The sequence below is a fragment of the Kitasatospora sp. NPDC101235 genome (assembly GCF_044767505.1).
Lineage (GTDB): Bacteria > Actinomycetota > Actinomycetes > Streptomycetales > Streptomycetaceae > Kitasatospora.
On the sequence record NZ_JBIWNZ010000026.1, the window covers coordinates 24,910 to 35,276 of the forward strand.

Below are 10,367 nucleotides of genomic sequence, written 5' to 3' on the forward strand. Positions count from 1 at the left end.
GGTCGGACACCGGCCGGGGCGTCAGGCCGGCAGGTGGGAGGCCACCAGGGCGGCGAACTCCTCGGGGGTGAGGATGCGGATGCCGAGTTCCTCGGCCTTGGCGCGCTTGGAGCCGGCCTTCTCGCCCGCGACCAGCAGGGTGGTGCGCTTGGAGACCGAGGAGGAGGCCTTGCCTCCGGCGCGTTCGATCAGTTCGTTCATCTGGTTGCGGGAGAGGTCGGCGAGGGCGCCGGTCATGCTGCCGGTGACGACGACGGCCTCGCCGGCGAGCGGGCCGCCGTCCCCGCCGGTGTCGCCGATGCCGCTCTCCCCCGCCGCCGTGGCGGTGGCGGCCGGGGCCGTGACGGCGGTGCCCACGCCGAGGGCGGCGAGGCGGTCCAGCAGCGGGGCGAGGTCGGCGAGTTCGGCGGCGACGACGCGGGCCTTCTCGGTGCCGATGCCGTCGACGCCGGCCAGGGTCTCGGCGTCGGCGGCCCGGATCGCCGCCATGCTGCCGAAGTGCGCGGCGATCCGGCGGGACATGGTCCGTCCGGTGCCCCGGATGCCGAGGGCGCAGAAGACCCGGTTGAGCGGCTGGGTGCGGGCGGCGGCGATCGCGGCGAGCAGGTTGTCGGCGCTGGTCTCCCCCATCCGCTCCAGGGTGAGCAGTTGCTCGCGGGTGAGGGTGAACAGGTCGGCCAGGTCGGCGACCAGGCCGGCTTCGACGAGCTGGACGGCGCGGGTGCCGCCGAGGCCCTCGATGTCGAGCTGGTCGCGGCCGGCCGCGTAGAGGACGGAGGCGACGGCCTGGCAGTTGCGGCCGCGTATGCAGCGCCAGCGCTGTTCGGTGGTGTCGATGGCGTCGCCGCAGCGCGGGCACGCCTCGGGGAAGGCGATCGGCTGCTCGGCCCCGGTGCGGGCGTCGAGCACCGGGGCCTCCACCCGGGGGATCACGTCGCCGGCCCGGTAGACGAAGACCTGGTCGCCGATCATCAGCCCGCGCCGTTCGATGTCGGCGGGGTTGTGCAGGGTCGCGAAGGTGACGGTGACGCCGTCGATCACCACCGGTTCCAGCACCGCGCGCGGCGCGATGATCCCGGTGCGGCCGACGTTCCACTCGACCCCGAGCAGCCGGGTGACCTTGTGCTGGGCGGCCAGTTTGCGGGCCACCGCCCAGCGCGGCGCGCGCGAGCCGGAGCCGGCCTCGGCCCGGTCGGCGGCCAGGTCGGCCTTGACCACCACGCCGTCGATCCCGAACGGCAGCTCGGCGCGCAGCGCGGCGATCTCCTCGATGCGCTGCTGGACCTCCGCGGTGCCCGCGCAGTGCTGCGGGCGGGCGGCGGTGGTGGCGGCGGTGTTGGCGCCGAGGGCGGCGAGGTGTTCCAGGAGGGTGCTGTGGGCGGGGTCCTCGGGGCCGATGGCGTCGTAGGCGAAGAAGGTCAGCTCGATCCGGTAGGGGCGGTCCTTGGCCCGCAGGGTGCCGGCGGCGCCGTTGCGCGGGTTGGCGAAGGGGGTGGCGCCGTGGTCGGCGCGCACCCGGTTGGCGTGCTCGAACTGGTCCTGGGTGAGCAGGACTTCGCCGCGCAGTTCGATGTCGGCGGGCTCGGTCAGTTCGGCGGGCAGGCCGAGGATGGCGTCGGCGGCGTGGGTGATGTCCTCGCCGGCGAGGCCGTCACCGCGGGTGATCACCTGCTGCAGGCGCCCGGCGCGGTAGCGGGCGGCGATGGCGAGGCCGTCGAGCTTGGGCTCCACGCACCAGGCGGCGACGGGCCGGCCCAGGCGCCGTTCCAGCCCGGCGGCCCAGGACTCCAGTTCCTCGGCGGAGAACACGTTGTCCAGCGAGAGCATCGGCACGCTGTGCGGGACGTCGCCGGTCACGGCACCGCCGGCCACCTTTCCGGTCGGCGAGTCGGGCAGCGCCTGGCCGGGGTGGGCGCTCTCGTAGGCGGCGATGGCCCGCAGCAGGGCGTCGTACTCGTCGTCCCCGAGCGGGGTGGAGCCGTCGGCGTAGTACGCGGCGGCGGCCTGGACGGCGGTGGCGACGGCGTCGGCGTACGCGGACGGGGAGGACAGCGGAGCGGCGGTGTCGATCATGCGGGAATCATGGCGGCTGGCACTGACAAAGCCGTGCGGGGACGTCAGACCAGCCGGGCCGTGGTGGGGGTGCCGGTGCCGCCCAGGCGGGCGTCGCGGCGGGCGTGGCCGGGGACGGCGTGGACGCGCGGGGTGGAGACGTAGCCGATGACCGGGAACGGGGACTGGAGGATGGCGTGGCTGTGGTGCCGCTCGGCCTCGTCGAAGTCGACGAGGCCGGGAGGGCGGCGGGGACGGCGGGGACGGCGGGGACGGTGACGGGGAGGTTCTCGACGGTGTTGAGGTCGCTGCGTTGACATCCTCGCCCTCCTAACAGAGAGCGATTCCCGTCTGACCCGCCGTTGTCAGGCGGGGCTCCGGGTGGGTTCCTGCTTCACCGCGCTGTGCCGGAACACGTTCCGGTCTTACCTGCGCTCCACAGGCTGACGCCGCCAGTCCAGCGGCCTTGGCGACGTTGACCGCCGCGTTGATGTCCCGATCGAGGACCGTCCCGCACGCCCCGCACGTCCAGACGCGCACGCCGAGGGCCTTGAGGCCGTCCTTGACGCCGCAGTTCGAGCAGACCTGCGAGGTCGGTTCGAAGCCTGGACGCCGCAGGGCGCCCGCTGGAGCAGGTGCGCACCCTCTACCGCGGCGACCGGTTCAGCTTCGCCCTCGCCCTCGCGCCCCGGACGCCGACCGGCCGGGGCGCGAGGGCAGCTGACGTCGGCACCGGCGATCGCCGGTGCCGACGGGTCTCGACGGCCCGTCAGCAGGTGCCGACGCGGCCGGACTGCGAGGCCCAGACCGGCGTCCAGGTGCTGCTGTTGTCGTGCGGGCGGTACACGACGATGTTGGCGTCGTTCTGCATGCGCACCCAGTTGGCGCTGGGGTTGCAGCCGAGGGCGGTGCCGGTGGCCCACTTGGCCCTCTTGAAGGTGTCGTAGACGACGAAGTTGCCGTCGTACTGCATGATCGCCTTGCCCGCGCCGCCGCCGACGGTGGCGGTGTTCCACAGCGCGGTGCCGTAGCGGTCGTACTCCACGAGGTTGCCGTCGGTCTGGTAGGTCAGCCGGTAGGCGCCGTTGGCGGAGACGAGCGAGTCGCCGGGCAGCAGGCAGCTGCCCCAGTTCATGTGGTCCCAGCCGCTCGGGTTGCGCGAGCAGTTCCACTCGCTGTTGACGTCGGCGGAGGCGCTGGTGGCGGTCGTCAGCCCGGTGAGCGAGGCCAGTGCCAGTGCGGCGCCGGCGAAGCCGAGGGCGCGCTTGGTCGTTCCGGTGTTCCTCATCGTTCCCCTCTTTCTGCTGCGGCGCGGTTCCCGGCCGGCCGCGGCACGGTGTCGCTGACGGCCGCACGGGGCCTTGGGGGCCCGCACGGCCGTCGTGCCGGTGGAGGCAGGGGCAGCTCGGCCCCCGCGCTCATGCCAACGGGCGGTGCGCGGCGGCCGGTTCACCGGGGCTCCCGCAGCCGGCGGCCGTACCCGGGCCCGGGCGCAGGTCACCGGGCCTGACCTTGTAGTTTGGTGTCACCGGCTGCAAGGAGTCGGTGACACCTGGTGGGGAAGGGGAGCCCGACCGGGCAGGGAGGGGACGGAACCCGGCAGGGAAGGGCGGACAGTGGCCACGAGCACGGAGAGCGTGTTCCACAGCGAGGGCGTACCCGTGAAGGAACGGTTCGACTGCTGGCGGGAGTTGGTCAGCCGCACCCGGGACAGCGAGGTGACCAGCGTCCACTGCGACGACTTCCGGGCGGAGATGCGGCGCCTGGAACTGGGCCCGGTGACCCTCCTGCGGAGCTCCTTCCTGCCGACCCGCTTCCATCGCACCGCACGCCGGGTGCGGCGCTCGGACCCGGAGGTGTTCCACCTCACCCTGCTGCTCGACGGCGGTTTCACCCTGACCCGCGACGCCGGGCGCACCGAGACCTTCGGGCCCGGCAACCTGCACATGCTCGACAGCTCCCACCCGTTCGACCTGCGGGCCTTCGGTTCCCGCGCCGCCCGGTCCCCCGGGGACCTGCGGATCGAAGCCGTCGGTGTCGACTTCCCCACCGCCCTGCTGCCGCTGCCGCCGCACCGGCTGGAGGACCTGCTGGGCCGCGGCTTCTCCTCCCGGGAGGGCACCTGCGCGCTGCTCTCGGACTTCCTCCTCAACCTCGACCGGCAGGCCGCCGTCCTGGGCCCCGTCGAGACCCCCCGCCTGGGCGGCGTCGTGGTCGACCTGGTGGCCGCCTGGCTCGCCCGGGAACTGGACGCCGAGGCCGCCGTGCCCGACGACACCCGGCAGCGGGCCCTGGTCGAGAACGTCCGGGCCTTCATCGGACGCAACCTGCACGACCCCGACCTGACGCCCGCCGCGATCGCCGCCGCCCACCACATCTCCGTCAGCTACCTGCACCGCCTGTTCACCCGGCAGTCCGACGGCGAGACCGTCGCCGCCTTCATCCGCCGCCGCCGGCTGGAGCGGGCCGGCCGCGACCTGGCCGACCCCGCGCTGCGCGACCTGCCCGTCCACGCCGTCGCCACCCGCTGCGGCCTGCCCCGCGCCGCCGAGTTCAGCCGCGCCTTCAAGGCCGCGTACGGCCTCTCCCCCCGCGAACACCGCCGCCGGGCCCTGGCCGGGGCCTGACCGTACGGACAGGGGCGGACGCGAAAACCCCGCATCGCGAGCACCTGATGCGCACGAGCGGGCGGGAAAGGCGGATCAGTGGACGTACTGCCAAGAACTGTCCACTCAGTGCCAACACGGCGGGGGTGACACCCTGGCATCCTCCTCAAGGAACACCGCGCAGCGGAACCCTGAGTTCCGCTTCCATGCCGACGGCCCGGCACGCCACGGGGGAGCGTGCCGGGCCGTCGGGTTCCGACGCGCCGGTGAAGCGGATCCCGGCGCGGCCTGTCAGCGGGCGGACTCGTGGGCGAAGACGGCCTGGCCGATCGCCTTCTGCAGCGGGCTCAGGTGCTGGTCGACGAGGGTCTGGTAGTCGGTGGCACGGCCGTCGGACCACTGGCCGAGGCCCGCGACCATGGCCCGGCCGGCGCCGGAGAACATCTGCACCATGCCACTGTCCGCCGGCAGGGTGACCAGGCCCGCGGAGGGCGGCGGGGCCTGGGCGCCGACCTGGTAGTCATCGAAGGCCATGCTCAGCGTGGTCACCAGGTGAACGGTGTCCACGGGGTCCGCCATGGTGAAGACGGCGAGGTTGTACTGGTTCTTGGCGCTGTCCGTGTACAGGGCGATCTGCTCGCCCAGGCAGCCCTTCGACGCGCGGATCAGCCCGATCAGCCGCGGGCCGACCGAGTCCGGTTCGACGCAGGACGGCATGACCTTCGATCCGACCCTCGTGTAGACCTCCCCGCCGGCCGCCGTCACCTGGGCGGGGAACAGCTGGTCGAGCGGCAGCAGGGAACCGTCCGGGGCGGCGGAGGCCCGGGACCCGGTGGCGGAAGCGGAAGCGGAAGCGGTGACGGAAGCCGAAGCGGACGGGGCCGCAGCAGCCGGGGCCCCGCCCTCGTCGCCGGAGGGGCGCAGCAGGGTGAAGGCGCCCGCGGTCAGTGCGGCGGCGGTGAGGGCGAGCGCGAGGTTGCGCGGCCAGACCCGCTTGGGGCCGGGCGGGGTGCCGGCGGGTCGGTGGAGGTTCTCCTCCTTGATGCCGGCCGCGCGGACGAAGTCCTCGTCCAGGGTGACGTTCCAGCGGGAGTCGTCGTCGGGCCGCTGGTCAGGATCGGTGTGGGGCATACCGACGTATGGTAGTGATCTTGGTTGCGGCGCTTGACGACGGTTCGGTCAAAGTACGGTCACGGTGTCGGGGGCGGTGACGGCTTGTCGTTCGCGGCCTCCCTGGTCCAGGCGCCGGCGCCGAGGCGCCCCGTGGTGCCGAGGTCGAGTTCCGGGGTGACCATGACGGGGGCCGCGTCGGCGGTGGCGCGCACCCGCACGTACGGGGCGTTCAGCGGGTCTCCGGCCTCGGTGGTGTTGCGCCACACCAGGGTGGCGCGGGCGCCCTCCCCCGGGCGCAGGGCGATCTTCTGCGGCGGATCGTCGGCGCCGGTGCCGGTGGCGATCTCGGCGCCGCCGCGCAGGATGCGCACGCCGTCGAGGGGCCGGTGGTCGAGGTCGAGCGGCTGCACCTGCGGGTAGCCGTCGAGGGTGACGATGGCGGTGCCGCAGTTGCGCAGGTGCAGGCCGACCGCGCGCAGGCCCATGGCGGCGCTGCCCTCGTCGGCGTACAGCCGCAGGCCGGAGGGCGGGCAGGGGCCGCCGGCGTTGGGCGCCTCGGCGGTGGGCACGCTGCGGACCTTGAGGAGCTCCGGCTTCGACTTCGACGTGCGGGTGTCGGCCGGGCCGGGCGTGCTCAGGTCGATCCTGCCCTTCTCGGTGGCGCCGGGGGCGAGCCCGGTGACGGTCCGGGTGAGGTTGTCCAGCGCGGCCCCCTCCGGCGAGCGGAGGCCGAACACCACGGTGACGTCGTACGGTTCGCTGTTCGCGTTGGTCACCTCGTACTCGGCGCAGCCGGGGCCGGCGGCAGTGATCCGCACCCCTCCCTGGGCGAGCTTGGTCGACTGCGGCGCGCCGCCGGGCGCGGTCGGCGGCGGGGTGCCGCACGACCCGGGGGTGCCGGAGGCTTCCGGGCCGCCGCCGGAGGCCGTGGTCGTCGCGGTGCCGCAGCCCGCGAGCAGGAGCGCGGCGGCCATGGCGGGCGCGGCGGCGTGACGGCCCGTCAGCGGACGGCGGAGCGTGGAGGGCAGGCGCATCGAGCGAGTCGATCACGCCCGCCGCCGGACGGCCGTGAGCTACGCCACTTCGTATGCAACAGACCTGCCACGATCCGAAGATCGGCTCTGGGCTCACCTTGGCCGACCCCCTACTGGTCGGGGGCCCGATTGTGGATCACCATCATGTGCGGCAGACACCACGCCACGAGAGAGGACCGAGATGCCCCCGACGTTCAGGAAGCCCCGCCTCAAGGCCGGGATCGTCGCCGCCGTCACGACCGCGGCGGCGCTGGTCGCCGCCGCGCCCAGCGCCCACGCGGCGGGCAACTGCACCCACTACGGGCAGGCGGGGTACGGGCAGGTGTTCACCGACTACAACTACGCGGGCGACTGCTGGGAGTTCCAGATCGGGGTCTGGACGGTCTTCCCCCGCTTGGTCAACCACAAGGTCTCCTCGCTCAGAAGCTGGGCCGTGCACTCCGGACAGGTCGTGCACCTGGAGGGCGACGGCCTGACCTTCACCGCGGGCGCGGGCGAATGGTGGCCAAACCTGCCGGATTGGTTCAACGACCGTGCCAACGCCGCCTACTGACGATCCCGCGCGGTCGGTGAACGGAGGGCCCACTCCCCCACGTCACGGCCCACCCGCCGCTGGGGTCGGGCGCCGTCCGTACCTGCGATCCGGTGGCCACGTCCCAGAGGATCTGCTGAGCCCCCACACTCATGCGGACATCTGCTGACTTGAGGTGTGCTGCTCACGGACCGCTGTTGCCACCGCCGCGCTTCGACGTAGTCCTCCTGGGTGCCGGGCCAGGCCGAGGGGTCGAGCAGCCACGCGGGGGTGGTGTCGTCCCGGGCGAGCCCGGCGTCGGCGGCTTCGCGCAGTAGGCTCTTCGAGAGCTTGCCTCCGTCGCTGCCGAGGATCTGGGGGGTGAAGATCCGGACTGGCAGGGGGGCCGACCGGCAGGCCGAGGGCGGCGTGCGCGCCGTCGACGAGCTGGCACCCGAAGGCCCAGTCGCCGCCCTTGACCATGACGTGGAGCGTGCGGTCGTCGGGCCGGTAGGAACGTTCCTTGACGACGTTCCGGTAGAGCGTGGCGAGGTCGAGGTAGCCGCCGCCCAGCGGCGTGATGTCGGCCTCGTAGCGGCCGTGTTCGAAGCAGTGCGCCTCGAACAGGCCGCCGGCCTCGTCCAGCTCCAGCAGCCGCGTCCGGTCGGCGTACTTCTCGGCCCAGCCGCACGCCGGGCAGGGCAGCCGGATGTGCGCGCTTCCACTGTTCGGCGACAGCCAGGTGCCGATCGCGTCCAGGAGTTCCAGCGTGCGCAGGAACTCGGCCCGGAAAGCCGGGGTGTCCTGCTGGTGGGTGTAGGTGCTGACCATGTACGGCACGTTCGTCCGGGCCCGGCAGGCGTCGAACAGCGGCAGGTAGTGCCGGGCGACGAGCGACGAGATCTCGTCGGCGCTCAGGGCGTGGACATAGGCCCGCTGGTAGCGCCGACCGTCGGCCCTGATGGTCTCCGCCGGGGAGTTGTCGAGCGCGCAGAAGTCCACGCCGGTGTCGAGGCCGAACTCGTCGCGGGCCCGCTCCGCCAGCAGGAAGGCGAGGCTCTGGACGAGGTGGGTTCCGAGGTGCGGGTGCCCATTGATCTGCGTACCCACGGAGAAGCCGATGCTCTCGATGTCGGAGTCCACGATGCGGGGCCGCAGGACGTCCACGGCGTCCTCAACGGCTTTGGCGAGCACCGTGTTCGGGGACCTCAACGTCGATACGGTCATGGTGCGCCTCCCTCGGGTCGGGGTGGTGCGGTGGGTGGGGTGGTGAGAGAGCGCCGGTCGGCGGCGGGGGTGCGTGACAGACCGTAGGAACCCCGGTACGGCGTGCTCAACGAACTTGCGCCTTATTGCGGTTCATCACTCCAAAGAGGCAACGGCGGCGGCAATCAGCGCCCTGGCCTTCGCCCCGTACACGGCCATGTCGGACAGGCCCATGAAGGCCCGGATGTAGTCTGCGATCTCTCTGGGCTGGAGCACGTTGACCTTCGCCGTCAGGGTCTCCACCGCCACCCGCTGATCGTCGAACAGGTAGAAGGCTTCAAGGGGCCAGATGGCACGCTGGCCGCCGGCCGGGATGATCCCGATGGAGACGGACGGCAGCGACATCAAGGTGAGCAGGCCTCTCACCAGCCTTGACCCGGCGGAAGAACGCCGTGAACGCCTTGTCCAACCGCCGGAGCGTCGCCTGCTGGGAGCTGAACGACCAGCGGCCTTGACGCTCGGGGTCGAATGCCCGGATCTCCTTGAGCTGCGCCGACTGCTCGCCGTACCTGACGGTCGTCTTCGAGACGTGCCGGTAGGCGTCGCGGCGCTCCTGCAACGCCCCGTTGTACAGCGAACAGTGATCCCGCAGCATCTCCGCAAGCGCCTGCGCCTGGCCCACAGTGGGCCGCATGAGGAACTTGTACGCACGGATCACCCGGCCCACCCCCTTTCGGTTTCCGTCATCAACATGCCACACGCCACTGACACTGTGCACGGTCACTCCGGCGCTCCGCGCCTCCGCTCCAAGGATGCGTTTCCCTCCCCGGCTGAAGCCGGGGATACCCACGCAAGATCAGGGATGGTGTTCTCCATGCTCGCCGCCCTGGACGTGGCGGACGGCGACCGGGTGCTGGAGATCGGCACCGGCACGGGGTGGAACGCCGCTCTGCTCTCCCACCGTGTCGGGGCCGAGAACGTCGTCTCGGTCGAGGTGGACGGGGACAGCGCGGCCGCCGCGCGGTTCCGGCTCACACGCGCCGGGTACGAGCCCCGGCTCGTGGTGGGCGACGGGTCGAAGGGGTTCGCCGACGGCCCGCCGTTCGACCGGGTGATCGCCACCTGTTCGGTCCGCCGGATTCCGTACGCCTGGATCGAGCAGTCCCGGCCCGGCGCCGTGATCATCGCCCCGTGGGCGCCCGAGTACGGCGGGGAGGCCGTCGCCCGGCTCACGGTCGGCGACGACAGCACTGCGAGCGGCCGGTTCGTCGGGTCGTCCGCCTTCATGCGGCTCCGCCAGCAGCGGACCGCACGGCCCGGCAGCCTGGAGTACCTGTCCGGGCCGTGGCCGGCCGACGGGACGAAGTCGTCGGCGTCCCTCTCTCCGGACGAGATCAGCGGGTGGCTGGCCATATTCGCCATCGGCGTGCAGGTGTCCGACGCGTTCCCGCTGACCGAGCGGTACGCCGACGGCACGTACACGCTGTGGCTCCACGACACGGCCGTCACGTCCTGGGCCACCGCCGACTGGGAACCCGACCGGACCGCCTACGAGGTGGTGCAGTCCGGCCCCCGCAGCCTCTGGGGCGAGGTGGAGACGGCCCGGCGCTGGTGGCGCCGCCAGGGACGCCCCGGCTTCGACCGGTTCGGGCTCACCGTCACGTCCGACGGGCAGACGGTGTGGGTGGACAGCCCGGACAACCCCGTACCGGCGCCGCACTGATCGGAGTGGGGAGTGGGGCGGGGCGGCGTGCCACAAACCCCCGGGCGGGCCCCCCCCCGGGGGGGGGGGTTGGGGGGGGCACTACAAAACAACCACAACCCCAACCCCCCCCCCCCCCCCGC

General features: G+C 72.8%; 10 protein-coding genes and 3 pseudogenes. 4 read left to right on the top strand and 9 right to left on the bottom strand.

Annotated features, from left to right (window positions below):
- Positions 1–21: 21 nt before the first annotated feature.
- The 3 genes and pseudogenes from ligA to ACIRRH_RS32845 all read right to left on the bottom strand — a co-directional run.
- Positions 22–2,073, bottom strand: a complete 2,052-nt coding sequence (gene ligA, locus ACIRRH_RS32835; protein ID WP_403074608.1) for an NAD-dependent DNA ligase LigA — start codon at positions 2,071–2,073, stop codon at positions 22–24.
- Positions 2,074–2,117: 44 nt separating this feature from the next.
- Positions 2,118–2,372 carry a hypothetical protein gene (locus ACIRRH_RS32840; RefSeq protein ID WP_403074610.1) on the bottom strand — a complete coding sequence of 85 codons (255 nt, stop codon included), beginning with the start codon at positions 2,370–2,372 and terminating at the stop codon, positions 2,118–2,120.
- A gap of 10 nt (positions 2,373–2,382) precedes the next feature.
- A pseudogene (locus ACIRRH_RS32845) lies at positions 2,383–2,655 on the bottom strand (zinc ribbon domain-containing protein); the annotation flags it as partial.
- On the opposite strand from ACIRRH_RS32845, the pseudogene ACIRRH_RS32850 reads away from it, so the two are divergent.
- Positions 2,655–2,735 (top strand): annotated as a pseudogene (locus ACIRRH_RS32850) (GntR family transcriptional regulator); the annotation flags it as partial. The pseudogenes ACIRRH_RS32845 and ACIRRH_RS32850 sit on opposite strands and share 1 nt — an antisense overlap.
- 86 nt (positions 2,736–2,821) lie before the next feature.
- Here the strand turns inward: ACIRRH_RS32850 and ACIRRH_RS32855 are convergent.
- On the bottom strand, positions 2,822–3,340 hold the full coding sequence (locus ACIRRH_RS32855; RefSeq protein ID WP_403074612.1) for a hypothetical protein: 519 nt from the start codon (positions 3,338–3,340) through the stop codon (positions 2,822–2,824).
- A gap of 328 nt (positions 3,341–3,668) precedes the next feature.
- Between ACIRRH_RS32855 and ACIRRH_RS32860 the strand changes: the two genes are divergently transcribed.
- The gene (locus ACIRRH_RS32860) at positions 3,669–4,679 is read left to right on the top strand and encodes a helix-turn-helix domain-containing protein (RefSeq protein WP_403074613.1); all 1,011 of its coding nucleotides are present in this window, start codon (positions 3,669–3,671) and stop codon (positions 4,677–4,679) included.
- Positions 4,680–4,949: 270 nt separating this feature from the next.
- On the opposite strand, the gene ACIRRH_RS32865 is transcribed toward ACIRRH_RS32860, so the two are convergent.
- Both ACIRRH_RS32865 and ACIRRH_RS32870 read right to left on the bottom strand, forming a co-directional pair.
- Entirely contained in the window at positions 4,950–5,789 is an 840-nt protein-coding gene (locus tag ACIRRH_RS32865) for a hypothetical protein (RefSeq protein ID WP_403074615.1), read from the bottom strand.
- Positions 5,790–5,848: 59 nt separating this feature from the next.
- Complete coding sequence (locus ACIRRH_RS32870; protein WP_403074617.1) at positions 5,849–6,805, bottom strand: DUF4232 domain-containing protein; 957 nt, start codon at positions 6,803–6,805, stop codon at positions 5,849–5,851.
- 181 nt (positions 6,806–6,986) lie between these two features.
- Between ACIRRH_RS32870 and ACIRRH_RS32875 the strand changes: the two genes are divergently transcribed.
- Positions 6,987–7,358, top strand: coding sequence for a hypothetical protein (locus ACIRRH_RS32875; protein ID WP_403074619.1), 372 nt, complete (start codon positions 6,987–6,989; stop codon positions 7,356–7,358).
- 129 nt (positions 7,359–7,487) lie between these two features.
- Here the strand turns inward: ACIRRH_RS32875 and ACIRRH_RS32880 are convergent, their stop codons facing one another.
- From ACIRRH_RS32880 to ACIRRH_RS32890, 3 genes and pseudogenes are all read right to left on the bottom strand, one after another.
- Positions 7,488–8,543 (bottom strand): hypothetical protein, encoded by a 1,056-nt coding sequence (locus ACIRRH_RS32880; protein ID WP_403074621.1) that lies wholly within the window; start codon positions 8,541–8,543, stop codon positions 7,488–7,490.
- 135 nt (positions 8,544–8,678) lie between these two features.
- The gene (locus ACIRRH_RS32885; RefSeq protein WP_403074622.1) at positions 8,679–8,927 is read right to left on the bottom strand and encodes a hypothetical protein; all 249 of its coding nucleotides are present in this window, start codon (positions 8,925–8,927) and stop codon (positions 8,679–8,681) included.
- 4 nt (positions 8,928–8,931) lie between these two features.
- Positions 8,932–9,240, bottom strand: a pseudogene (locus ACIRRH_RS32890) (helix-turn-helix domain-containing protein); the annotation flags it as partial.
- Positions 9,241–9,273: 33 nt separating this feature from the next.
- Between ACIRRH_RS32890 and ACIRRH_RS32895 the strand changes: the two are divergent.
- Positions 9,274–10,245 carry a methyltransferase domain-containing protein gene (locus ACIRRH_RS32895; protein WP_403074624.1) on the top strand — a complete coding sequence of 324 codons (972 nt, stop codon included), beginning with the start codon at positions 9,274–9,276 and terminating at the stop codon, positions 10,243–10,245.
- The last annotated feature ends 122 nt before the right edge of the window (positions 10,246–10,367 follow it).

Bases quoted from the DNA above. Each gene is read 5' to 3' on its own strand.
- ligA (WP_403074608.1), bottom strand. From the start codon at position 2,073: ATGATCGACACCGCCGCTCCGCTGTCCTCCCCGTCCGCGTACGCCGAC.
- ACIRRH_RS32840 (WP_403074610.1), bottom strand. From the start codon at position 2,372: ATGTCAACGCAGCGACCTCAACACCGTCGAGAACCTCCCCGTCACCGT.
- ACIRRH_RS32855 (WP_403074612.1), bottom strand. From the start codon at position 3,340: ATGAGGAACACCGGAACGACCAAGCGCGCCCTCGGCTTCGCCGGCGCC.
- ACIRRH_RS32865 (WP_403074615.1), bottom strand. From the start codon at position 5,789: ATGCCCCACACCGATCCTGACCAGCGGCCCGACGACGACTCCCGCTGG.
- ACIRRH_RS32870 (WP_403074617.1), bottom strand. From the start codon at position 6,805: ATGCGCCTGCCCTCCACGCTCCGCCGTCCGCTGACGGGCCGTCACGCC.
- ACIRRH_RS32875 (WP_403074619.1), top strand. From the start codon at position 6,987: ATGCCCCCGACGTTCAGGAAGCCCCGCCTCAAGGCCGGGATCGTCGCC.
- ACIRRH_RS32880 (WP_403074621.1), bottom strand. From the start codon at position 8,543: ATGACCGTATCGACGTTGAGGTCCCCGAACACGGTGCTCGCCAAAGCC.
- ACIRRH_RS32885 (WP_403074622.1), bottom strand. From the start codon at position 8,927: ATGTCGCTGCCGTCCGTCTCCATCGGGATCATCCCGGCCGGCGGCCAG.
- ACIRRH_RS32895 (WP_403074624.1), top strand. From the start codon at position 9,274: ATGCCACACGCCACTGACACTGTGCACGGTCACTCCGGCGCTCCGCGC.